24 protein-coding genes and 1 tRNA gene are annotated in these 21938 nt (G+C 49.7%); 8 read left to right on the forward strand and 17 right to left on the reverse strand.

What is annotated here, in order from left to right; translation table 11 throughout:
- Window positions 1–2: 2 nt before the first annotated feature.
- Together V0288_RS17335 and V0288_RS17340 are read left to right on the forward strand one after the other, a co-directional pair.
- Window positions 3–167, forward strand: coding sequence for a hypothetical protein (locus tag V0288_RS17335; RefSeq protein ID WP_332866402.1), 165 nt, complete (start codon window positions 3–5; stop codon window positions 165–167).
- Window positions 157–636, forward strand: a complete 480-nt coding sequence (locus V0288_RS17340; protein WP_332866403.1) for a type II toxin-antitoxin system VapC family toxin — start codon at window positions 157–159, stop codon at window positions 634–636. Before V0288_RS17335 ends, V0288_RS17340 begins: the two co-directional genes overlap by 11 nt.
- A 188-nt stretch (window positions 637–824) precedes the next feature.
- On the opposite strand, the gene V0288_RS17345 is transcribed toward V0288_RS17340, so the two are convergent.
- From V0288_RS17345 to V0288_RS17370, 7 genes are all read right to left on the reverse strand, one after another.
- Window positions 825–1910 carry a hypothetical protein gene (locus V0288_RS17345; protein ID WP_332866404.1) on the reverse strand — a complete coding sequence of 362 codons (1086 nt, stop codon included), beginning with the start codon at window positions 1908–1910 and terminating at the stop codon, window positions 825–827.
- A complete protein-coding gene (locus V0288_RS17350) occupies window positions 1910–2893 on the reverse strand; it encodes a helix-turn-helix domain-containing protein (protein ID WP_332866405.1) in 984 nt (327 codons plus the stop codon). Before V0288_RS17350 ends, V0288_RS17345 begins: the two co-directional genes overlap by 1 nt.
- Window positions 2893–3168, reverse strand: coding sequence for a DUF4160 domain-containing protein (locus V0288_RS25165; RefSeq protein ID WP_422662007.1), 276 nt, complete (start codon window positions 3166–3168; stop codon window positions 2893–2895). The genes V0288_RS17350 and V0288_RS25165 overlap by 1 nt, the downstream gene beginning before the upstream one ends.
- Window positions 3169–3404: 236 nt before the next feature.
- Complete coding sequence (locus V0288_RS17355) at window positions 3405–4121, reverse strand: DevA family ABC transporter ATP-binding protein (protein WP_332866406.1); 717 nt, start codon at window positions 4119–4121, stop codon at window positions 3405–3407.
- 58 nt (window positions 4122–4179) lie between these two features.
- Window positions 4180–5346 carry an ABC transporter permease DevC gene (devC, locus tag V0288_RS17360; protein ID WP_332866407.1) on the reverse strand — a complete coding sequence of 389 codons (1167 nt, stop codon included), beginning with the start codon at window positions 5344–5346 and terminating at the stop codon, window positions 4180–4182.
- Between the two features lie 2 nt (window positions 5347–5348).
- Window positions 5349–6686: an efflux RND transporter periplasmic adaptor subunit gene (locus tag V0288_RS17365; RefSeq protein ID WP_332866408.1), complete on the reverse strand. Its 1338-nt coding sequence runs from the start codon at window positions 6684–6686 to the stop codon at window positions 5349–5351.
- 92 nt (window positions 6687–6778) lie between these two features.
- Entirely contained in the window at window positions 6779–7357 is a 579-nt protein-coding gene (locus V0288_RS17370; protein ID WP_332866409.1) for a TetR/AcrR family transcriptional regulator, read from the reverse strand.
- A gap of 335 nt (window positions 7358–7692) precedes the next feature.
- Here V0288_RS17370 and V0288_RS17375 point away from each other — a divergent pair, with 335 nt between their 5' ends.
- Entirely contained in the window at window positions 7693–7980 is a 288-nt protein-coding gene (locus tag V0288_RS17375; protein WP_332866411.1) for a DUF2288 domain-containing protein, read from the forward strand.
- Here V0288_RS17375 and V0288_RS17380 read toward each other — a convergent pair.
- The 9 genes from V0288_RS17380 to V0288_RS17420 form a co-directional block, all read right to left on the reverse strand.
- Entirely contained in the window at window positions 7977–8432 is a 456-nt protein-coding gene (locus V0288_RS17380; RefSeq protein WP_332866412.1) for an RrF2 family transcriptional regulator, read from the reverse strand. The genes V0288_RS17375 and V0288_RS17380 overlap by 4 nt on opposite strands.
- Before the next feature lie 141 nt (window positions 8433–8573).
- Complete coding sequence (locus V0288_RS17385; protein ID WP_332866413.1) at window positions 8574–8849, reverse strand: hypothetical protein; 276 nt, start codon at window positions 8847–8849, stop codon at window positions 8574–8576.
- Window positions 8850–8855: 6 nt separating this feature from the next.
- Window positions 8856–9371 carry a hypothetical protein gene (locus V0288_RS17390; RefSeq protein ID WP_332866414.1) on the reverse strand — a complete coding sequence of 172 codons (516 nt, stop codon included), beginning with the start codon at window positions 9369–9371 and terminating at the stop codon, window positions 8856–8858.
- Window positions 9372–9691: 320 nt separating this feature from the next.
- The gene (locus V0288_RS17395; protein WP_332866415.1) at window positions 9692–11035 is read right to left on the reverse strand and encodes an ABC transporter substrate-binding protein; all 1344 of its coding nucleotides are present in this window, start codon (window positions 11033–11035) and stop codon (window positions 9692–9694) included.
- Window positions 11036–11058: 23 nt separating this feature from the next.
- Complete coding sequence (locus V0288_RS17400; protein WP_332866416.1) at window positions 11059–11778, reverse strand: PspA/IM30 family protein; 720 nt, start codon at window positions 11776–11778, stop codon at window positions 11059–11061.
- Between the two features lie 71 nt (window positions 11779–11849).
- Complete coding sequence (locus V0288_RS17405) at window positions 11850–14513, reverse strand: ABC transporter substrate-binding protein (RefSeq protein WP_332866417.1); 2664 nt, start codon at window positions 14511–14513, stop codon at window positions 11850–11852.
- 42 nt (window positions 14514–14555) lie between these two features.
- The gene (locus tag V0288_RS17410) at window positions 14556–15719 is read right to left on the reverse strand and encodes a DUF1822 family protein (RefSeq protein WP_332866418.1); all 1164 of its coding nucleotides are present in this window, start codon (window positions 15717–15719) and stop codon (window positions 14556–14558) included.
- 28 nt (window positions 15720–15747) lie between these two features.
- Entirely contained in the window at window positions 15748–16863 is a 1116-nt protein-coding gene (locus tag V0288_RS17415) for a sigma-70 family RNA polymerase sigma factor (RefSeq protein ID WP_332866419.1), read from the reverse strand.
- 75 nt (window positions 16864–16938) lie between these two features.
- Window positions 16939–17994 carry an ABC transporter ATP-binding protein gene (locus V0288_RS17420; protein ID WP_332866420.1) on the reverse strand — a complete coding sequence of 352 codons (1056 nt, stop codon included), beginning with the start codon at window positions 17992–17994 and terminating at the stop codon, window positions 16939–16941.
- Between the two features lie 119 nt (window positions 17995–18113).
- Between V0288_RS17420 and V0288_RS17425 the strand changes: the two genes are divergently transcribed.
- Complete coding sequence (locus tag V0288_RS17425; protein ID WP_332866421.1) at window positions 18114–18761, forward strand: hypothetical protein; 648 nt, start codon at window positions 18114–18116, stop codon at window positions 18759–18761.
- 56 nt (window positions 18762–18817) lie between these two features.
- Window positions 18818–18899 (forward strand) — tRNA-Leu (locus V0288_RS17430).
- On the opposite strand, the gene V0288_RS17435 is transcribed toward V0288_RS17430, so the two are convergent.
- Window positions 18866–19381 carry a peptidase C15 gene (locus V0288_RS17435; RefSeq protein WP_332866422.1) on the reverse strand — a complete coding sequence of 172 codons (516 nt, stop codon included), beginning with the start codon at window positions 19379–19381 and terminating at the stop codon, window positions 18866–18868. The two genes, V0288_RS17430 and V0288_RS17435, sit on opposite strands and share 34 nt — an antisense overlap.
- Before the next feature lie 183 nt (window positions 19382–19564).
- Between V0288_RS17435 and V0288_RS17440 the strand changes: the two genes are divergently transcribed.
- The 3 genes from V0288_RS17440 to V0288_RS17450 are packed head-to-tail and all read left to right on the forward strand — an operon-like array spanning window position 19565 to window position 21835.
- Window positions 19565–20611 (forward strand): metallophosphoesterase, encoded by a 1047-nt coding sequence (locus tag V0288_RS17440; protein ID WP_332866423.1) that lies wholly within the window; start codon window positions 19565–19567, stop codon window positions 20609–20611.
- A 15-nt stretch (window positions 20612–20626) separates the two neighbouring features.
- Window positions 20627–21514, forward strand: coding sequence for a ParA family protein (locus V0288_RS17445; RefSeq protein ID WP_332866424.1), 888 nt, complete (start codon window positions 20627–20629; stop codon window positions 21512–21514).
- Window positions 21515–21517: 3 nt separating this feature from the next.
- Window positions 21518–21835 carry a TIGR03792 family protein gene (locus tag V0288_RS17450; RefSeq protein ID WP_332866425.1) on the forward strand — a complete coding sequence of 106 codons (318 nt, stop codon included), beginning with the start codon at window positions 21518–21520 and terminating at the stop codon, window positions 21833–21835.
- Window positions 21836–21938: the final 103 nt, after the last annotated feature.

The following is a 21938-nucleotide window of genomic DNA, read 5'->3' on the forward strand; positions in this document are numbered from 1 at the left end:
CTATGAGTATTTGGATTTTAGCCCTCTTTCATCAGAGTAGGATCGGTTCCTGTTGGCAATCCGAGCCGAAACGATTGTCTATCAATGGTTTCACGAGAATTGAGCGTTGTTACGACCCGATCGAGGGAAACTGTCAGCAACTCAATCCCGAAATCCTTGCCCAGTAAGGGAATCGTTCGATCGCGGGATCGACGGCATTCCACCTCTGACAGAAAAGGGTTAGATACCGATCACGTTACGGAATTTTTGGCGGGAGACCGGAAGGTTATGGCTAGGCTCGCCACGCTCGATCCGAACGAGATAGCGACTACCATTATCACCGTACAAGAGATATTCAATGGTTGGATTCCTAGAATTAATGATTGTAAACAGGATGCTCAACTACCCTATCTTTATGGAGAGCTACTGACCTCGATGAATTTTTTTAAAGCGATCGAGATATTACCCTTTGACGATCGTGCGCTTCTTCATCAACAACGATTATTAGCGCTCAACTCTCGATTAAGTAGAAATAGATTACAAAAAGATTTACGGATCGCCTCGATCGCTCTCTCGGTAGACGCGATTCTAGTCACTCGAAATCGGCGTGACTTTTCACAAATCCCCGATTTAAGAATCGAAAACTGGCTAGACTAAAGTAATGTCTTCTATAAACAGGTTAAACGTGGCTAATTTGTAAGAGACTCGTACAGGATTTTTATAAATAGGAGATGTGATAGAGCGGATTTTCGCTATCACGATTTCCCGACAAATACATCGATCGACATAGGCAATTATTTCCCCGTCTATCTCCCAAAGTCTACACAAAAGTGAAAAGATTAGCCTTAAGCGATATTCAAAGGAAGTTCTAGTTGGTATACCTCGCTGTCAAGAGAGGTTTTTGGTGAAGTTGTAGAACTGGGAATCGTATAATGTGTTATTCCATTTCTTTTGTAGCTTTGTAGCAAATTCGCAAACAATATCCAAGAGGTGAATCTAGATCGATAATCACTTAAAGTTTTATCTTTTCTATCTTCTTTAGAATTCAATAGGTTCGATTGGTCGTTTATTTTCTGCATAATTTCCTGTAAGCGCCATTGGGTAATAACTTTTTCAATCTCTAAAGACTTATAGATTTCTTGTACGAGAATATGATCTTTTAACACCTCGTGTAAATAGTTCGCTATATCACTTTCGCCCGTATCTAAAAGATCAGGATGAACAGTTACTCGATTTCTAGAATATGACGCAATCTGAAACTTCTCTAGATCTAGAATAATACTTTGAGTAGTTTTCTCGGTCTTTCCAAGCTTATTAGAAAAATCATTCCTACTTATACCTTTGAATCCCTCTGCTTTAAGAATTTTAACGGCCAAGAGTATTACGGGAATAGTATTTCGGATCATAAAGCTTAAATGTTTTTTCTTTTCAGGCCATAAAGATAATTGTTGGTATCGCTCACGAGAATACGATCCTGCATTAGAAGAATAGGCTCGATCCAGACGATAGCGATGGAGGAAATTCTCTATTGTCCAGATTGGAATGCTATTTTCAATACCAGTATATTTTTGAGGCAAGTGAGTGACAATAGCATCAACCTTAAGTTCACGACCACACTCGATTTCGAGTGCAGATTCAAAGTCTAAGTCATATCGTCGAGCTTTTTCAAGAATATCGCGCGATATTTCCCCTATCTTAAACTGAAAACGTTTTAGATAATCGTATAGATCCTTTTCCTCGGAGTCTGGCAACATTACCTGTTTGATGTCAATAAGGTTTTTAAAACATCGGATAGTTATGTAAGGTTGTATTCTAGGATTCTCTTGCCTCGCGTAAATTGTGTTGAATAGTTGCTGTACAGACGAGGACACATCACTTTGACGACCTAATAACCAATCTTCAAGTATACCAGATACAATTAAAACCTTCATTAGTTACATTCCTCCATATCGGGACATTCTGAATTAGATTTTTTCTTGATTACTTGAACTTGTTCTTTGAAACCCATCAGTTCCCAGGGTTTATCCTGACTTTTTGTTTCTTCAGAATAAGAATCGACAACTCTAAGCTCTTGACCCGAAATATTAGGCAATAGTCTGGCAACAGCGTCCAGATACTCCGCTAATTCCATACCGTGAGCTTTCGCTAATAATTCGAGCGTATTTACTTTTGTTCTCTCTCCAGATTCGATGCGTCTAACCTGTCGTTCTGATAGCCCGGCTATCTCGGATTGTTTCAATTGATGTTGTTGGCGTAAAGCTTTAATTGCCTGACCGAAAAGCTTATCGTGATTGAGTCGTAAAGCCTCGAATCTCTGTTTTTCCACGGGATCTATCACGCTACGAAAAGCATCTATATCGAGATGGATATCCGCTCCCTGCCAGTAAATATAGCCACCTTCTTCCGAGATAATAAAATCATCACGCTCGTTTTCTGGAATACATTGTAAGGCTGGCATTGCCTGAAAAGGGATCTCGAATTCCTCCATACTACAGCTTACTACTAACAAACGATCGCCGAGAACGGTAGCCTTGGCAATTAAATGATCCTGAGCGCCGATTCGCCAAGCTTCAAACACTCTTTTAGGAATCTCCGAATCTGTATGCACTATCGTATTTCTCATCGTCCGCAAATTAGCCTGATCGAAGATCTGCGGTAGCCATTGAGAATCGATATCTTCCCGAATAAACAAGACACGCAGATGATGCTTTTGATTGGCCGTTCTCACGATATCGGCTACCTCCGCTAAACCGGTTAGAGAAGTAAGGATAAATAAATATTTCGTGGATTCAAGGTTTTCTAAATTATCTTTTAAATTAGGAAAATTTATCGTCTTCAAAGATTTCGATCGAGGGATAACTCCTTGGCTGTCTCGATCGTGAAGTAAGATAAACATGGGCTGTTTCTCTAACATTAGTAGTTCTCCCTAACGCGAACTTTGTTCTCCCATTCGATCAGGAGAGCGGCACGATATTCTAAAACGTACTTTAGTATTTGCTTTTTTTCCTTACTGGATAGAGCGGGATCGGGTGGCCATTTAGGCTCGAAATCTAATCCTTTTTCCTGACTGCAACTGAGAAAAAAGACTCGGATTTCCCATGCACCGCGCTTATAAGCGTGAAAGTGGGGTGGCTTATGATCGTGGGAGTTAAAGAATAGCTCTAAGCCGTCTATTTTAAAAGCATCCACCTTACCCAAGCGGTCACCTCACTACCCGAAACTCGATCGACTCTACCCCCACTATACACTCGATCGGACATTTTTGCAATAAAGTCTGAAATAAAAAATGTCCGCCATCGAAGTTCGATCGAACCCTTCCCTATCGCCCGCGAGGACACGCTACAGACGGCAAAATTCCCCCGGTTGTCACGTTTCACCTCGTTTCACGCGACCTACGAGAAAAGATTTCGTCAGTTAGTAAGATGTTAGGTTAAGCGGCCGTCTTCCATGTTGACGATACGATCGGCTATGTCCAGAATCCGATTATCGTGAGTGACGAGGAGGATGGTGCATCCCTGTTCTTTCGCGAGTTTCTGCATGATTTCCACCACGTCGCGACCGGATTGTTTATCTAGTGCCGCGGTCGGTTCGTCGGCGAGAACGATTTTCGGGTGACTGACTAGCGCGCGCGCGATCGCTACCCGTTGTTTCTGTCCCCCGGAAAGATCGTGGGGGTAATAATCCACGCGATTTCCCAATCCCACGGCCTCTAACATTTCGGTGGCTTTCGCGTTCATATCCCCCCGTAGATACTCGTCGTGGAGTTCGAGGGACATCCGAACATTCTGTTTCGCGGTGAGGAATTTTAATAGGTTGTGCGCTTGGAAAATATAACCGATTTTCCGGCGCACTTTGAGCATCTTTCCCTTCCCGATGCCGTGCATTTCCTGCCCGAGAATCTTGAGACTGCCTTCTTGCACCGATCGCAATCCCCCCATCAGACTCAATAAAGTCGTTTTCCCCGATCCGGAAGGCCCCGTCATGATCACCACTTCCCCGGCTTGAATTTCGAGGTTTATATCGTATAAAACCTGTTTTTTCAGATCTCCCTCGCCGAAATAGTGATTCAATCCCCGGATAGCGATCGCCGGTTCATTCTCGGCAAAGGAAACGCGTTCTCGATCGGTTTTAAAAATCTGCATGGTTCGCCCCTTTTTTACATAACTTTGACGGTAATTCCTGCCTTCTGTCCCCTGCCTCCTAAAAAATATCGGCGGGGTCGGCGGTTTGTAGGCGACGCATCGCGACGATCCCGGAGGCGCCGCACATGATCACCGTGAGAACGAACACATCGATCGCCCGTTTTGTCGTCATGGCGATGGGGAGTAACGTCCCGGCCGCGGCGAGATTGTATACCCCTACCGAGACGATAAATCCGGGGATAAATCCTAAAATCGCCAGTAATAACGCTTCCTGCATTAAAACGCCGATGAGATAACTATTCCCGTAGCCCATCGCCTTCAAGGTCGCGTATTCGGGCAGGTGATCGGACACGTCGGAATAGAGGATCTGGTACACGATAACGATCCCGACAATGAACCCGACCGCGGTTCCCAATCCGAAAATAAACCCGATCGCCGTCCCGTTTTCCCAGTATTTTTTCTCCCGTCCCGCGAATTCTGCCAGCGTGAGAACTAGAACTTCGTCTTTTGGAAAAAGGGATTGTAATTGGCTTTTTATCCCCTCGATATCCGCGCCGGGTTGGACTTTGATTAACCCGATATCGACCTCGTGGGGTTGGCGATCGGGAAACAGGTTTAAAAAGGTAGAATCGCTGACGATCGCGTTTCCGTCCGCCGCGAACGACGCACCGAGACTGAAAATTCCCACCACGCGAACTTCTTTCTGGCTGAGTTGGACGGTGAGATCCGGATCTTTTTTGAGTAAATCGGCGATCGGCCCGAATTCCGGTCTACCAGCCCTGTCGTACAAAACGGTATTCAACATCTTTAAATCGTTGAGATGTTGATTCACTTCCGGGATTTTGAAAACCGGACGACTCGGATCGAAACCGAAGACTAAAATCGTTCTTTCTAGTTTCGTTTCCGGGTTGCGCCATTGAGCGGAACCGATATACAACGCGTCGAGCGATCGAATTCCCGCCACCCGTTCGGCTTGGTACAGTCGATCGCGCGAGAAACTTTTCACCGCGAACAGGGTATTAAATTGGGGGTTGATCATCACCAGATCCGTATCGATCGCGTAATGGGGGAGGACGGAGGCATCGAATAGCGCGTCCCGGAATCCCAATTGGGTAAAGATGAGAAAGTCGGCGAAGGCGATCCCGGCGAGGGCGACGAGGAGACGGGTTTTCTCCCGCGTGACCTGTAGCCAGGAAAGGGGCGTTTTTTTGAAAAAATTTAGCATTTTTATTTATTTGTCGCTGGCTGGCTAGGGCTGGGGCGGGAAGAATCCGACTCTACGGATTTATCGATCGATACCGTCACTTGGGAATTCGTCAATCCGGCGACTTTCTGACTGCTTTCCGGGGTGAGCGCGATGCGGACGGGGATGACTTTGCGATCGAAGTTTTCCCCCGGCTGATTGCTGAACACGTCCTGTCGATCGACCTGTAACCCGATCAACCGAACGTTACCTTTTACCTCGCCCGCGAAGGCCGATCCTCTCACCGTGGCGGTTTGTCCCACGCGCACGTCGCGGATATCGGTCTGGTAGATCTCGGCGATCACTTCCATGCGATCGGTCTCGGCTAGGTCGAAAATGCCGTTATCGCTGATTTTCTCGCCGACCCGGGTACGCACTTTCACCACCCTCCCGGATAGGGGCGATCGAATATAGGCCTGTTCCAATTCCGTCCGCGCCTTTTTCACCGCAACTTTAGCCGAGTCCACTTCCGCGAGCGCCGCTCTCACGTCCACCCCGCGCACTTCCGAAACCTGGTTTAAAGTGGATCGCGCCTCGCTCACCTGTTGCCGGCCGGTGGACTCGATGCGCGCGAGGGTGGTTTTCGCCTCCTTAATCTGCTGGCGGCCGGTTCGATCGATCCGCTCTAGGGTAGCTTTCGCCTCGTTTACCTGTTGGAGAGTGGTTTCTAAACTTAACCGTTTCGCGTCGAAACCGGACGCGGAGATCGCGCCTTCCTCGTATAACTGTTTATTGCGATCGAATTCCGCCCCGGCGTTACGGTATTCGGCGGTTAATTTAGCGATCGTCGCCTTCTGCGCCGCGATATCTCCCTCTAACTGCGCCTCTAACCGTCGGATCGTCGCCTGTTGCGTGTCCCGATCGCCGAACCACTGCGCCTCTAATTTCCGCACGTTCGCGGCGTTCGCCTCGATCTCTCCCTCTTTCGCCCCCGCGCGCACCTGTTCGAGCTTCGATTCGGCTACTTTCACCTGTTCCTCGGCCTGCCGGAGATTATCCTCCAAACGATCGCGACTCTCTAAAATGGCGAGAACCTGACCGGTTTTGACGCTATCCCCTTCATCCACGAGTAATTTCGCCACTCGATCGGAATTCAGTAACATCGGCGCGGAAACGCTGACGATCTCGCTTCTCGGTTCGATCCGTCCTAAAGCCGTGATCTGTTTCGGCGCGGTGACGGCGGGCGCGACCGGCGCGGGTTCGGGTTTCTGACTCGCCCTAGATAGGCTATATAACACCGTAGCCCCGGATACCGTCGCTCCCACGAGAACGAGCGCGATTATCAGCCGATTGGGGGATTTAAAAGAAATTTTGCTGGTCATACGGTCTTTTTCCTATCGCGGTTAGGGGGGATGGGAAAGGGAATCATTCGATCGATGGCGTTTTAACCGCTCCGGACGGGAAAACCCCGCTCCTACGGTTGATTCTGGGTTTCGAGATAGGGGGTGAGAATTTTGCCGAGAAGTTCCAACTGAGAGTCGGGGGAAATCGCTTCATTGCACCAGAGGCGCTCTAGCAGTAACCCGTTGATCACGCTCACCACTAACCAGGCGACCTCGGGATCTTGGATGCCCAAAAGCTCGATCACCGCTCGTTGGTAGCGTCGATCGATCCGCTCGAAAAAGCGACTCCGGCGTAATTCTTCCCGGCCTTGCTGTTGGCAATAGTCGATCGAGAGAAACAGTTGTTTGATACAGGTGTCCTCCCGCTCGGCCATGAATCGCGCGAGGATGGTTAGCTTTTCGATCAGCGTTTTCCCCCGATCGATCTGCGCTTTCGCGACCAGGACATCCTGTAAGCACATTTCCTCGACTAATTGCTCGAAAAGGGCTTCTTTGCTGGGAAAGTAGTGGTATAGCGTCCCCGTGGACACTCCCAGACCCCGCGCCAGTTCCCTCGTCGTCAGATCGGCGTAGCCTTTCTCGGCGAAGAGTTCGGCGCTTTTGAGGAGGAGTTCTTTGCGGTACTGCTCTACATCTACGATCTTGGGCATCGGTTTTATATCGAACGCTCGTTATGTTTAATCTAACATAACTTCATAAAGTTTCGTGCGGCGATCGGGAGTCGGGAGTCAGGAAGCGATTCACTTTTCCGTTCGCGTTTCCGGGATCGATACCGGGGTAAAAGCCACGATCGGGAGGGTATGGTGGAAATCGGGACGAGAAAAGAGGTACCGGGAACGAATGGAAAGCCTCCCGATCGGCGAAAACTCGCCCCCTGCCTCCCGCCCTCTCTAACGGTAGAGCGATCGAAAGAGAGATTTCGCTGTATAATAGAATTGAGGTAGTATTCGCCTTAAAAAAGCTAATTTACAGTCAAATTTTTCCCATGAGCGATATTAAAAGCCAATTAACCGAGGAACTGGCGGAAGTGGCGTGGAGCGATCTGGTCCCTCACGCGCGGAGGGACGCGCTGATCGTGGTTTCCGAGTCGCTAGATCTGTTGGAAGTGGGAGAGGCGATCGCCCGCGATAACGTTCCCGTCGTGCAGGGGTGGATCGGGGAACGACTGATCGGCAAACCGACGACGGATCAGTTAAGCGAGTGGAACGATCGACCGACTAGCTCGTTTAACGCGCTGATCGTTCAGCCTTTCGTGTTGATCCAAACGCTCTAGATATAGTACATCAAACCTTTTTGGCGGTACGCTTCCCGTTCCTGATACAAAGACTGAAGGGTGTGTTGTTCAAGAACGGCCTGAGCGGCGAGATTGGCTTTCTGCCAGGTTTCCCGGATCAGTTGCATCTCGATCGTCGTGTCGTCGCCGTGGTCGAGGGCTTCCCGATCGCCCTCGATCGAGGTCACGACATCGAGTAAAGTGATCTCTTCCGGAGCCTTAGCGAGAATATACCCCCCTTTCGCCCCTCTCTGACTTTTTAACAGACCCCCGCGCCGTAGATTGGCGAGAATCTGTTCGAGATAGCGTTCGGGGATGGGGTGTTTCGCGGTGATCTCGTTGACGGTGACGGGGGTTTTGCCGTCCGCTTGACCGGCCATTTCCAGCAGGGCGAGTAAAGCGTACTCCACTTTAGAGGGAAGTTCTAACAGGATATAGTGTAGAGACTTCAAGGGCGACCTCTCGGTAAACGATAGCTCCATTTCCACTGTAGCCTGTTTGGTGTCGTTTCCCATCCCCGCGGGTTCGGTCTCGCGTTCCGTCGCGGGGGTGGAAAGGGTTATCAGGAAGAGAGCGCGAGAGAATTCACCCTTTCAGGGCCACGATCGCTGATAGTGTCGCTCGATCGCCCCGACCGCTTCGAGTAAGGGAGAGTCGAGAGCATCGATCCAGTCGGCCACGTCCCTAGTCAAACCGAGGGTGGTGGTTCCCCCCGAGGGTTCGAGTTGACCGGCCAGAACCCGTTCCCGGAGTGTCCCTAGGACGCGGATGAGGTTTTCTAATCGATCGGGCTGTTCCGTGGTCACGCGTTCGGCCACCTCGATCGCCCGATCGATCGATCGGATAAATTCGGCTGTTTTCGGTTCCATACAATCCTATGGGCAACTAAAAGGTTGAATCCCCATATCCGGCCCGTCCGTCCATTGTATGGCCGAATCTTTGGAGTTCACGATAAAGGTTTGTTGACCGCCACCGGGATAACAGGAGGCCGGTTCTTGAGGGGCGACAATCCCCTGATACACTACCGTACCCGCGGGCAAGGTCGCGGATAACATTTTTTCGGCCTTGTTTCCCCAGGCTTGGTTCAGGGCTAATTGGGCGATCGCTTCTACATTCGTTTGATATTGATTCGTGGTTAAATACCGACCGAATTTATTATTATCGGCATTGTAATAGCGATAAAATGTCTGGGGCATTCGTAGGGTAACTTTCTGACATTTCCCGTTGAGAAAAGTGGCGGCGATGCTCGGATCGACATCGGCGGGAAGGGGACAGTCGGGATTGACAGTTTGCGCGTTGATCGTTCGCGGATCGCTTTGGGATAGGGCGATCGCTAATAAGCTACCGCAAATCCCGAGACCGAGATACTTGGGAAATCGTTGGGCTGTCATGGTAGATGAAAAGTTTTTCGAGAATGATACGCTCTTTATTCTAGAGTTTGATAATTACTCATTCTCTCGGAATTCATGATTCTTTAAAATTGTCTATATCTCGAAAAAAGAAAGTATCGGAATAATAAGCGATTCCTTCCTTCCCTCGAATTCGATAGCGATCGGGCGCGGGAGAGAACGATAAATATCTATTTTTCCCGTCGATCTTTTCGGCCCGATCGTGATGCCGATCTTCTTTCGGTGTCGATCGAGGTAATCTTAACCCGTCCGTCGATCGCGCGGGGGATCGATCGAACGGGTCTTTTTCGGTTCCCTCGCGCTCAACGCGGTAGGGAGACGAATTGATAGCCCGAAGAAGAGGGCTGAACCTGGAGTAAAACCGGTTGACCGACCCGATCGCCCGTACCGGGATCGAAGCGGATCGTTCCCGTCGCGCCGTCCGCTCGGAAGTTCGGGGAGCGGAGGACGGATTGTAAACCCCCTCGGGTGGGATTCTGTTTCAGCCCGGCCGCGATCGTCTTGGTAGTGTCGAAACTGGTGGCGGTGCGCCAACTGACGGGGCCGCGCCATTGTTCCTTCATCTGGTTGGCGAAAGTGGGATTCACCGAGGGATGCCAGGGAGCGACGAGGGTTAATCCTTTGGCGGCCTCCCCTCCTTCCTGTAGGGTTTTGATGTTGTAAAGGGTGGGACTGCTAAAGAGGGCTAACCGCCCGCGATCGGCCTGGATGACCTTGAAGACGGGATCGAGTCGATCGACGTGCGCGCTGACGAATAATCCGGTCGCGCCGGCGGAAATCGCTTTCTCGACGGCATCGCTCGCGTCGAAATTGGGCGCGGTGACATCGCAGACGATCGGCACGATCTGACCGCCTTTTTTCGCCACGGAAGCCATTAATTCATCCTTGAAGGAGACATTATCCGCCGCCTGGGAATCGTAGCAGAAAGCGATTTTCCGGATCTTGGCGGTATTGACGATGCGGGCGCCCAGGGCATCGGCGATCGTGCTACTCGGCGGGACGACACGAAAGATATAGTTTCCCGCGCCGGAGAGATTATTGGCGAAAGAGGTGGGGGAAACCATTACCAGACCGCCTTTTTGATAGACGGGAGCGGCCGCCAGGCTGGCATCGGAGGCGTTATGACCGATGACGGCGACAATATCGGGATCTTGGACGAGTTTTCCGGCCATCTCCCGCGCGATGTCGGGATTGTTATCGTCGTTGACGATCGTGACCGCGAGTTTTCGCCCGTTGATTCCCCCCTGGGCGTTAATCTGTCCCTGCGCGGAGGCGACCCCGCGTAACATCTCCCGCGCGATATTGCTATTATTACCTACGGGGACAACGACAGCGATTTTTAGTGGATTATCGCCAGTTTGCAGGTTATTGAGATAGATAACGCTCTCGGGATCGTTGGGATCGCGGGCGAGGGATTTTTGTAGGAATTCCTCGCCTTGTTTCGTGTCTCCCTTGGCGATCGCGGCGATCGCTCTCTCTTTGTCCGGATTGGTGTTGTTTTTATCCAGTTGAAGAGCGCCGGTACTGACGCGGGGATCGTTCCCGGAAAGGGGAAGCAGTCCCCCGAGTTTCGGCACGAGAATAAAGAGTAATAATCCCGCGAAAAGATAGAAGATAGGCGGTAATCCCGCTTTTTGGGAAGACATGGTTTTCGTCATCGGTTTGGCTCCTAGTTGTTTCCACTAAGTTCGGCTAAACGACGGGTGATTTCATCGTCGAGGGTTAATTCATCGAGTTGAAGGCTGATTTTCTCGCTCTGGTTCTCGCCCAGTTCCGCGCGCGCGTTTTCCTGGAGATAACGGCTCTGGATCGCTTCCCCCGCGTCCTCGAAGCGATCGCGCGCGCCCCCGAGATCGAGGCTACTGTCGAAGTCGTTAATGCTGGTCAGTGCCTCGTTAATCGAACCCATCGCTTTTAGGTTGCTCATTTCTAGCTTATAAAGCTCGATTTTTTCCTGTTCCCGCCGTAATTTATCTCTCGCCGCTTTCACCACCGCTTCCGCTTTACTCACTCGCTCTTGCATCGGGGGAAGGATTTTTTCGACGGCGATCGCTTTGGTCATCGCCAGTCGCGCGGCTTCCGGGTGGCCTTTCTGGTGGGCGAGCGTGGCTTGTTGCAGTAATTCGGTATGTTCTTTCTGTTTCTCGCCGTATTTCGCCAGCGCGGACTTGTGGGCGGCTTCTACCTTGGCGACGGACTCGGTTAACTCGGCCACGGCTCTCTGCATCGATTCGAGGGATTCTTTCGCGGCTTCGACGGCGATCTTACCCCCGGATTCGATGGGAATGCCCCAGAGCCACTTCCAGACGGCGACGAGGGTGGTGCCGGCTTTCGCCCCGAGTAACCAGTAGACTAGGGCTTTCGGGTTCAGTTCACGCGTGAGTTTCATGGTTTCTCTCTCCGTAGTCGGGATACCCGCTTATTCGGAGAGAAACGCGATTTGATGCAGGGGGGAAAAGATTACTTTTTGTGAAGCGATCGGGGATCGCCGGGTGTACAGTTCCGCGAACTCTTCCCGAGGGGGACGAATTGCCCGTCGCAGATCTGTAGGAGGAGAAAACGGCGATCGGGATTATTGTCCATTTTTCGGATGCCGTCCCGGGTGAATTGCACGGTTCCCGTCATTCCTTCGATTTTAAAAGCGGGATGCCGCAGAACCTCCGCTAAAGATTCTCGATCGAGAACTTTCTGGACTTTATCCTTGGAAGCTCGATCGGCGGAACTCTCCGGCGAGGATAATTTTTTCAATCCCTCAACAATTACTTCGGTAGCGTCATAAGAGGAGGGAGTACGCCAGACATTAAATCTCTGTCTACATTCTCGCTCTTTTCGAGGATCGCTGTTCTTACAATAAGTATTTTCTTCCTTCAGTTCGTACCAGGGGACGGAAGTTACTAAACCCTCCACGTTCTTCTGTCCCTTTTCGAGCGTTAGATTGGTTTGAAAAGTCGGGGAACCGATCAGAACTAGATCGCGTAAATCGGACGGGCGTTTTACGAGAAGGTCGATCGCTCGGTCGAGATCGTTGACATAGGGAGCGATCATAAAAACATTAACTCGATTCGCTTTCATGCTTTCATACACATTCTCGTAATTGATTCTCGTTTTCGGATCGATATTACAATCAGAAAATTCATCTTCAATAATGCTTTGAAAATTCTGACCTAAAATAATACTCCTATAAGTACCCGCGAGATTGTAATTATCTCCAGAACGACCGTCATAACAGATAAAAGTCCTAGGATTAACCACGTTTGACTTTTCTCGAATATACTCGCTGAGAGTGGCGGCAAAAGTTCCGATATTGGGAACCATTTTATAAATATATCGCTCTCCCTTTACTTCCTCGGAAAAACTAGTCGGACTGATCGCGACGATTCCTCCCTGATAATAAATATCTCTCGCCGCTTCACTCGCGTCGGAGGCATTATGGCCGATTACCGCCAAGATCGATTTATCTTTAACGAATTTACCCGCTATATCCTTAGCCATCTCTCGGTTATTATTATCATTCGCGATCACGACAAGAAGAGAATGGAAATCGGGATTTTTGGATTGCTCTTCGTTTAGTTCCTGTTGGAACAGCGCGACACCTCGCAGGATTTCCCGCGCGATCTCCGGATTGTTTCCGAGAGGAACACTGACCGCGATTTTCAAGGGATCTTTATCTTGGAGCGCGCGAGCGTTATTATAATAAATCCGAATTTCCGGATTATCGGGGAAATCTTCGAGGGCTAGAATAAAATAACGCGTCGCCTCTTTATAATCCTTCCTCTTAAAAGCTTGGATTCCCTTCTCGATCGTCGAGTTACTCCTGTTGAGATTTCTCTTATCATCAAATAAGATTTCCTCCCCTACACTAATTCCTCGCGATCTACTGGCATCGAAAGATTCGGTAGGGATAGGATTGAGACCGGGATAAGCCAGAAAGCCGAGAGTAAATCCCCCGGCCACTAATCCTATTGTTTTCAGAGATTTTACGATTTTTTTGCCGATCGATCTCCTAGATTTTCCTCCTAAAGATTCCCAGGTTAACAGAGGAACGGTCGCGTTCTGGCAGAGAACCGGTAGCCAGGTCGCGTAAGGGTATTCGTGTTCTAATCCTTCTAAACTCTCGCGCGATCTTCGTAGGGCGATCGGTAAAGAATCCCCGCGAGCGAACGCGTCTAAAAAATGTTTTAAAAATTCTACCGCCACTTCATTGGGAACTTCCTCGCGCATGACGATCGCCCGCGGTAAGTTCCAGTCTAATAGTTTTCGCGCGAGACCGATTCCATTACAACTATTAAAAATCGCTAATTGTAGCCCATTTTTAATACTATTTCTTAACGCGGTTTCAATTCTCGTCAGTCGCAAAGGGGTATCGGGATCGAGTTGAATGATCTCGTTATCCGAATCCGATGTCACTTCCGATGAGCTACTATGCCCCGCGAAAAAAAGGACAGACCATCCCATCCTATCCCGTAGAGCCTCGACGATGGAACGGACATCTAGAGCCTTGACGTTCAATTTCTTTTTCAAGTCGAGATAGTCTACCCCGCGCTTTTTCAACCGCTCTAAAAGGATACTATCTCTCTCGGTATCTATTCCCGTATCATCCCCGAAAATAGCCAGTAATCGGATGCGATTCCTTTTCGGAAAGGTAACGGAAATATTTTTCAAGGGACTCAAAATCACTTCAGCGCGTCGGAAATCCTCTAGAAAATTCCATCGCGGCCAGGGTAAAAACCATAAGTTCGGATCGTCGGTTTGAATATTGATGAGAATATCCTCGTCGGTATTTAAATAACTGCGGAGGGAGAGATCGATCGCCGCGAACGAGGTTTCCCCCAACCAGCGATCGAGTTCCTGTTTCAAATTCTTCCAGAGATCGTCGAACTCGGTGTGGGATACATTCGTGATTCCCGATTCATCGATCGCGATACCCTCGTTAGACGAGCGAGAGCGATGAAAGAAGACTTGATAGAGAGCTTTCCAGCGACGATAAGTGTCGAATACCGAGCTTCCTAAGGATAAAGTTCCTTGCAATTGGAGAATTTGGCTATTATCAACCCATAATTCCGCCAAAACTCGATATCCTTCCCCATTATTGTTCAGAAATTTCAGCAAGATCCATTTATTCATCGTCACTGGAAACATCTAGCTAAAGAGGTATGTTTCCTGATTTTAGACGATAAACTCCTCGACGACACTGAAATCGTTCCAGAAGACCTTCAGGGTGAATTTTTGTCCCTCGTGACAGTGAAACGGACGTAGTTGAATCCAGTTATCGTATTGTCGGGAGATAACGGTCTGTAATTCTTGCCCCGACGGGAGGAATTGCGCGATCCCCAAGTTCGGGGGTAACACGCTATTCGCGGAGACGGGGTAAATCTGCGCGATAATCCGATAGGTTCCATTGTCTTGAGAGGCGATCGCGATTAACAATAAGACGGAAACTTTTTTCAACTGCACCTGTAGATCGATCAGTTTTATTCTTTTTTTCATATCTCCCGTTCGTTTCCGGATCTCCCGCGATCTCACCGGTTCTCGTTGCAGAAATTGTTCGACATCTAACCATTCTTTCTCGAACTGTTCTTCTAACCAGTTCCGCAGGAAGATAAATCGCGATTGAATTCGCGAGCGATAAAGTTCCTCGCGCCATTTTTTATCGTTCAATAACGCTCCCCATTTTTCAAAATGAACTTGTAAACGAGGAGAGTAAAGGGAAGGGATACTAAGAGATTGTATTAACTCGCGAGCCTCGGTTTCCGATAGCGCCGGCAACGGTTCGATCGCTCCCTTCTCGCTCTCCCCGAATCGGCAACTATCCCACAGGATATCGAGGCTATCGATCGGCCGATCTTGATCGAGTAAATACTGACGGTAAAGCGGCTCTAGTTCGGCGAACTCTCGAACTTCCTCTCTAGAGATAAATCCCCAAAAGTGTAGTATTTTTTCGTCTAGATCTACCTGTATCGCTAGGTAAAAATCCGCCGCGAGATCGGGAATATCGACCCATTCCCGCTGAACGGTAAATCCCTCTAGATCGTTAGAATCGCTCGGGATCGCGACGATCCGCTTATCCTCTACTTGAAGAATAAAACCGTGAATAAATTCCCATAATTCGGAAGACTTATCGGGAATATCGACCCGATCGAACCCCGCTCGATCGAGTAGCCATTTCTTCAGGGAATTCCGACACAGGGAATTCAAAAAAGCTTGCTGTCTAGCGATAGAATTCGAGTAATCCGATGCGAGCGATCGAGCTTCCTCGATCTCGTTTTCCGATACTTCTAACCAGAGGTGATTAGGATGGATACTTCGTAAAATGGTCGGGTTGAATTTCATAATTTTTTCGAGTAAACTAGCCTGGAAATTAGGAATAATAACATTCGAGATAATCATTGATATCTTTCCTTTGCCTCGCGGTCAATCTGATTTTCTCGGATGTATTCGGATCTCGATCCTCATTCCACGCGAGGGTTGTTAGATATACTTGTTTTCGGAAGGCATCGAGACGATGGCTGATCGTCGATTGATCGATCGAGAGCTTTTCTTCTATCCTAGCTTGCGCCATTCTCCGTTGGTAGTAAAATTCTACAATTTGTCGCGTTTCTTCCGGTAGCGCGTCAATGATTGTTTGAATTTTCTCCCGAATTTCCTCAAGCGATCGAGCGGTTTCTCCCCCGCTTACCGGAAGATTTTCCCAGATCTCCTTTTTTCCATCTTCCCCGAGCGGAGGCTCGAATTTCCGAAACGGTGGATCGAGATAATTCCTAATCTCCCGCCCGATCCGATCGAGCGTTTCGGTAAGCTCTTCAATGGTGATCTCCCGCTCGTTTTGAATTTCCCGATACCGCGTTAACACCGCTAAAAAATGCTCCTCTTTCCACCGATCGATCGGCAGTTTCCCGGCGTTCCTCACCTCTTTAAAACAACTCACCAAAGCGAGAGAATCCGCGCGATCGAGTTCCGAACCCCGCGAGATTTCCCGAATCATCGAAAGGCTAGAAATCGCCACCAAACCGAGATTCGATCGACCGATCGACCGATAGTTTTTCCGAAGAGAATTATAGAGAATATGTCTTAATTTCGTGTCCGTCCAATTCAGAAGCGTCGGGTAGAAAAATTCGGCTTTCGGTCGATCGCTATCGAACTCGCGAAAAAACTCGATCGGTTTGGCGATTCGCGGATCTGCGATGAGTTTATAGAAAACCGTCTCGTAATCGGGGATAATCGCTCGATTCTGTTCGTAAATCGGTTTCGCTACCCGATCGCAACGACGCTGTAAAAAAGCCCACCAATGACAGAGTATCGAAGATCGATCGTTCGCGACGGGCAAGGAATCGAATAAATAGCGGTAAATAGCCCTCGGTTCGCTTATTTTCTCCCGGATCGACTCGATCGAGCGTCGTAATCGCGGAACCTCGATCCAGTTCACCCGATCGCCCTCGATCCGTTCTTTAATGGTATAAAAATACTCTAGGTGCATAGAGTCCGCGCGGTGACAGTGCCAACTATGGATTCGGATCGATCGATCGATCTTACGCGTCCGGGTTGGAAATTTCTAGTCGGGAAAAACTCGCACCGTTTCCGGCATCACCGATAGTGTAACCCGCGCGCCGATCGCCAGTCGCGTGTTTATCGTCGCGCGCGCGTGGAGTCGCTTACCGGAGGGAGTCTGTAGACAATACCGATATTCCCGACCGAGAAACTGTCGATCCACGACCGCCACCTCGCCCCGATCGTCCGGTTTTAAACCGATATCTTCCTCTCTCAGCATCAACTCGCCTTTTTCTATCTCCAACTCGTCGGAAATCTCCCAATCGCCGATCTCCGTCTGCCAGCGGGTTCCCTCCCGTCTCGCGGGGAGAAAGTTCGCCTGAGTGACGAACTCTGCCACGAAACGCGACGCGGGAGCGCTATAAATCTCCTCGGGTGTGTTAATTTGCTCTAATTTTCCCCGACAGATCACCGCGATCCTATCGCAGATCGCCATCGCTTCCTCTCGATCGTGGGTTACGAAAATCGCCGAAATTCCCGTCGCTTTCAGAATCTGCCGGATCTCGTGACGCAGACGTTGCCGCACCTGAACATCGAGATTGCTTAACGGTTCATCTAGGAGGATTAAAGACGGTTTCGGGGCGAGAGCGCGGGCTAGGGCTACCCTTTGCTGTTGTCCTCCCGATAGCTGGTGCGGGTAGCGTTTTTCGAGTCCATCCAATCCGACGAGATGCAGGATCTCCCCGACGCGCTTTTGAATTTCCACTTTCGATAACCGTTCGCGTTTATTTTTCAACCCGAACGCGATATTCTCCGCGATAGTTAAATGGGGGAATAAAGCGTAATCTTGAAAAACCATCCCCGTATCCCGTTTTTCCGGGGGAATAAAGCTTTTCCCGTCGGCTACCACCCTTCCGGCTAATTCGATCGAACCGCTAGACGGTTTCTCGAATCCCGCGATCATCCGTAATAACGTCGTTTTCCCGCAACCGGACGGACCCAAGAATCCGAGAATTTCGCCCTCGTCGAGCGTGAAACTGACGCTATCGACGGCGGGATAGGTAGAAGACGGAAAACGCTTACTTACCTCGGATAATTCTAGAATCGGGGGCTTTTTCATGGTTCGCGATTGCTCGTCCCGAACTCGATCGAGACGGTCTATTTAAGAATAATTCCTATTAATGGACTCCTATTCGTTATATCATTAAATCCGGTAATCAGGAAATTCTCTCGAAGGCTATGTTGAGATCGCGGGATATCATTCTCGTCCCCAAGGGCGCGGAATACGGCGCGGTGTGTCGGGGTGTCGCGCGACGGACGGCGGAAAAACCGCGGGTAGTCGCCATCGCCATCGGTTCGATCGCCCTACGGGATTTCCTCCAGGAATGGAAACAATCTATAGATTTTCTTGATAAGCCGGAGCGACAGATCGTGCTAGTGGGGTTGGCGGGAAGTTTATCCGATCGCTACGGGGTGGGGGAAGTGGTGAGTTATCGAGGCTGTGGACGGGAAAACGGCGAATATTTCCCCTGTAGCGCGGAATGGACGGAATACCCGAGGGTAAAGGGACTGACGGGCGATCGGGTAATCGATCGAGCGATCGAGAAACGGGAACTCGGACAGCGCGCCGGCTACGATGTGGTCGATATGGAGGGATCGATCGTTCTAGAAGCGTTAAACGGCTTAAATGTGGGCGTGATTCGGGTAATTAGCGACGCGGTGGGACAGGATCTCCCCGATCTCCAGGGCGCGATCGACGCGAACGGCGATTTACAGCCGATTCCCCTAGCTATCGCGATGATACAACGCCCGATCGCCGCCTTTCACCTGATCCGTGGTTCCCTCCGCGCTTTAAAGGTTTTAGAAGAGGTCGCGAGAATTCTTTAAAAAATTCTCTTGCATTTTATTTATCCCCGTGTTATGATGGATAAGCTGAAAATCAAGCGGATGTGGTGGAATTGGTAGACACGCACGTTTGAGGGGCGTGTGGCTTACGCCTTGCGAGTTCGATTCTCGCCATCCGCATTTTTAATTACCTCGACAATCCTCGAAAAATCCCGATCGATCGCGGGAAAGTTATTATCCCTCAGTAGGGGAACGTGGAGGAAAAGCGCGCGCCGGTGATGTTTTAGGGTTTGGTAGTACAATCCCTCGCAGACGAATCGCCCCGCGTCGTGACTGATACTCGTGTATTCCAGTTTCGCGATGAGGTTTTCTAGCGCGATCGGGGGGTGGAGTCGATCGAGATCGCCGCGCGCGTTCGATTCCAGGCTCAGCCGATAGCGATCTTCCGCCATGCCACAACAGAGAACGAAATCGATAGTTAAACGATCGATCGCTTTGAGTACCCTTTCACTCGATCGCGCGATATCCACCGGGAGACGACGCAGGTAAAACAAGGATTCACTCGATCGACCCTGCCAATAGGCTAACAGATCGTCGGACGCGTTCGAGGAATGGTGGGGCAACCAAGTATCGAAAGAAGTTAAGAGAACACGAGAATTCATTCAAATTCGGGATTTCTAAGCGAGATAGAGCCTGATTTATTCATTGTAGGGCAGAAGATGGTCGGGAACCGGTTGTCATGCCGTGGCGACAAAACTTGATAGACTGCCTTAGAGCGATCGGGATTTTCTCGAAATTCCTCCTGACTCCTATCTCCTGACTCCTGACTCCTGACTCCACAAAATATGAAACGCCGAAAATTTATCTTTATCAGTGGAATGCTGGGCGGTTTCGGATTAGTAGCCTGCGCGCGCCAGCTATCGCCCACTTCTTCCGTATTGTCAACCGTTGCGACTTCTCCCGCGACGAAAGAAAAAGTCCGGATCGCCGTGATTAGCGATTTGAACAGTCAATACGGTTCCACCGAATACGATCCGGAAGTGGATAAAGGAATCGCCCGAATTCTCGCGGATAAGCCCGATCTCGTCCTCTGCGGGGGGGATATGGTGGCCGGACAGAAAACGACGCTGACGGAAGGGCAAATTCGGGCGATGTGGGACGCGTTCGATCGACATATCGCCGCCCCTCTGCGAAAAGCGGGAATTCCCTTCGGTTTTACCATCGGCAATCACGACGCGTCCGGCGCGTTATCCGGGGGGAAATTCACCTTCGCGCGCGAACGCGATCTCGCCTCCGCTTACTGGCAAGCCCCCGAACACGATACCGGGCTAAATTTTATCGATAAAGAGAACTTTCCTTTCTCTTACACCTTCTCGCGAGACGGGATTTTCTATCTCGTTTGGGACGCGTCCACCCATCTGATCTCGCCGGAACAACTCGCTTGGGCGGAAAAAAGTTTGCAGGGCGAGGCGGCGAAAAACGCGAAAATGAGGATAGCGATCGGTCATTTGCCCCTCTACGGCATCGCGGTGGGAAGAAATCGACCGGGGGACTACCTCGCGGACGCGGAAAAATTACGGGCTTTTCTGGAAGGCCATCGGGTGCATACTTATATTAGCGGTCACGATCACGCCTATTATCCCGGTAAGCGCGGTCAACTGGAATTACTACACACCGGCGCGCTCGGCAGTGGCCCCCGTCGGTTATTAGACAGCGAGATGTCCCCGCGCAAAACCCTGACGATGATCGATATCGATCTCGCGTCCGGGACGACAATCTATACTACCTACGATATGAAAACCGAGTCGGCGATCGATATCCGAACCCTACCCCGTTTTATTATGGCTCCTAACGGCAAGATTTTCCGTCGTGATCTGGCAACTGTCCAATAGAAAGGAATCCATTCGATGGCTACCGTTATCAGCACCGTTAATATGAAGGGAGGGGTCGGAAAAACGACTCTGACGGTTAATCTCGCCACCTGTTTAGCCAAATACCACGGAAAAAAGGTTCTCGTCCTCGATCTCGACGCGCAGATCAGCGCCACGTTAAGCCTGATGTCGCCCCACGAGTTCGCCGGGGTTCGCCGGAAAAAACGCACCCTCAGCTATTTAATCGACGCGATTATTAAACCCAATCCCTACAATAAATTATCGATCGACGACATTATCTGTCCCGGTGTCTGCGAGATTCCGGGGTTGGATTTATTGCCCGGAGATATCGAACTATACGATGAGTATGTCGTCTCGGAAACGCTTCACCACCAAGCCTTACTTCAGGAGGAGTTAGGATTCGATAATGCCTGGAATAATTTAGAGAGAGTGTTAATCGAGAAAGTGATCGATCCCGTCAAAGATCGCTATGATTATATTATCATGGATTGCGCGCCGGGATATAATTTAATGACCCGAAGCGGACTGTGTACCAGTGATTTTTATCTCCTGCCCGCGCGTCCGGAACCGCTCTCGATCGTCGGCATTCAACTCTTAGAAAGAAGGATCGCCAAACTGAAAACCAGCCATCAGGAAACGCGACCGATTAATCCGACGTTACTCGGGATCGTTTTCATTCTCTCCGGTGGCGGTTTGATGAGTCGTTATTACAATCAGGTGATGCGACGGGTACATCAGGATTTTCAACCCCAACAGATTTTTACGAACGCGATCCCGATGGATGTCAATGTCGCGAAAGCCGTCGATATGTTCGTCCCCGCGGTCGCCGCGATGCCCACGTCTAGCGGGTCGAAAGCGTTCATGAAATTAACGGAAGAATTCTTTGTAAAAGCGAGAAGATAGGCTATGGTTATCGAGTGGTTAAAGTTCCGAGTGAAACCGGAAGCGCGGCAGAAATTCATCCAGAAAGACGCGGAGATCTGGACGGAATTTCTCACGCGACAGGATGGACATTTAGGCAAAGAAATCTGGATCAATCCCGCGGTCGATGACGAGGTAATCGCGATCAGTCACTGGCAGACGCGGGAACAATGGCACTCGATCGAACAAAAACTACTGGATGAAACGGAGGAGAGATTTCGATCGGCGATGGGCGATGGAATTTACGAATTAGTGGAATGCAAGGAATATCAAGTTAGGAAGTTTCTCGATCGAAAAAAATAAATGAGAAAACTAGGGATTCGGGAAAAAAACAATTTTAGCGATCGCACCGAGCAGGGTTAGAAATAAACCCGATATTAACAACCATAGTCGATTATCTTGCTTT

It is taken from the genome of Pannus brasiliensis CCIBt3594 (assembly GCF_036688125.1).
Classification (GTDB): domain Bacteria; phylum Cyanobacteriota; class Cyanobacteriia; order Cyanobacteriales; family Microcystaceae; genus Pannus; species Pannus brasiliensis.

Excerpts from the sequence above, each read along its gene's own strand:
- V0288_RS17335 (WP_332866402.1), top strand. The coding sequence starts at position 3 with ATGAGTATTTGGATTTTAGCCCTCTTTCATCAGAGTAGGATCGGTTCC.
- V0288_RS17345 (WP_332866404.1), bottom strand. The coding sequence starts at position 1,910 with ATGAAGGTTTTAATTGTATCTGGTATACTTGAAGATTGGTTATTAGGT.
- V0288_RS17350 (WP_332866405.1), bottom strand. The coding sequence starts at position 2,893 with ATGTTAGAGAAACAGCCCATGTTTATCTTACTTCACGATCGAGACAGC.
- V0288_RS17355 (WP_332866406.1), bottom strand. The coding sequence starts at position 4,121 with ATGCAGATTTTTAAAACCGATCGAGAACGCGTTTCCTTTGCCGAGAAT.
- devC (WP_332866407.1), bottom strand. The coding sequence starts at position 5,346 with ATGCTAAATTTTTTCAAAAAAACGCCCCTTTCCTGGCTACAGGTCACG.
- V0288_RS17365 (WP_332866408.1), bottom strand. The coding sequence starts at position 6,686 with ATGACCAGCAAAATTTCTTTTAAATCCCCCAATCGGCTGATAATCGCG.
- V0288_RS17370 (WP_332866409.1), bottom strand. The coding sequence starts at position 7,357 with ATGCCCAAGATCGTAGATGTAGAGCAGTACCGCAAAGAACTCCTCCTC.
- V0288_RS17375 (WP_332866411.1), top strand. The coding sequence starts at position 7,693 with ATGAGCGATATTAAAAGCCAATTAACCGAGGAACTGGCGGAAGTGGCG.
- V0288_RS17385 (WP_332866413.1), bottom strand. The coding sequence starts at position 8,849 with ATGGAACCGAAAACAGCCGAATTTATCCGATCGATCGATCGGGCGATC.
- V0288_RS17390 (WP_332866414.1), bottom strand. The coding sequence starts at position 9,371 with ATGACAGCCCAACGATTTCCCAAGTATCTCGGTCTCGGGATTTGCGGT.
- V0288_RS17395 (WP_332866415.1), bottom strand. The coding sequence starts at position 11,035 with ATGTCTTCCCAAAAAGCGGGATTACCGCCTATCTTCTATCTTTTCGCG.
- V0288_RS17400 (WP_332866416.1), bottom strand. The coding sequence starts at position 11,778 with ATGAAACTCACGCGTGAACTGAACCCGAAAGCCCTAGTCTACTGGTTA.
- V0288_RS17405 (WP_332866417.1), bottom strand. The coding sequence starts at position 14,513 with ATGAATAAATGGATCTTGCTGAAATTTCTGAACAATAATGGGGAAGGA.
- V0288_RS17410 (WP_332866418.1), bottom strand. The coding sequence starts at position 15,719 with ATGAAATTCAACCCGACCATTTTACGAAGTATCCATCCTAATCACCTC.
- V0288_RS17415 (WP_332866419.1), bottom strand. The coding sequence starts at position 16,863 with ATGCACCTAGAGTATTTTTATACCATTAAAGAACGGATCGAGGGCGAT.
- V0288_RS17420 (WP_332866420.1), bottom strand. The coding sequence starts at position 17,994 with ATGAAAAAGCCCCCGATTCTAGAATTATCCGAGGTAAGTAAGCGTTTT.
- V0288_RS17425 (WP_332866421.1), top strand. The coding sequence starts at position 18,114 with ATGTTGAGATCGCGGGATATCATTCTCGTCCCCAAGGGCGCGGAATAC.
- V0288_RS17435 (WP_332866422.1), bottom strand. The coding sequence starts at position 19,381 with ATGAATTCTCGTGTTCTCTTAACTTCTTTCGATACTTGGTTGCCCCAC.
- V0288_RS17440 (WP_332866423.1), top strand. The coding sequence starts at position 19,565 with ATGAAACGCCGAAAATTTATCTTTATCAGTGGAATGCTGGGCGGTTTC.
- V0288_RS17445 (WP_332866424.1), top strand. The coding sequence starts at position 20,627 with ATGGCTACCGTTATCAGCACCGTTAATATGAAGGGAGGGGTCGGAAAA.
- V0288_RS17450 (WP_332866425.1), top strand. The coding sequence starts at position 21,518 with ATGGTTATCGAGTGGTTAAAGTTCCGAGTGAAACCGGAAGCGCGGCAG.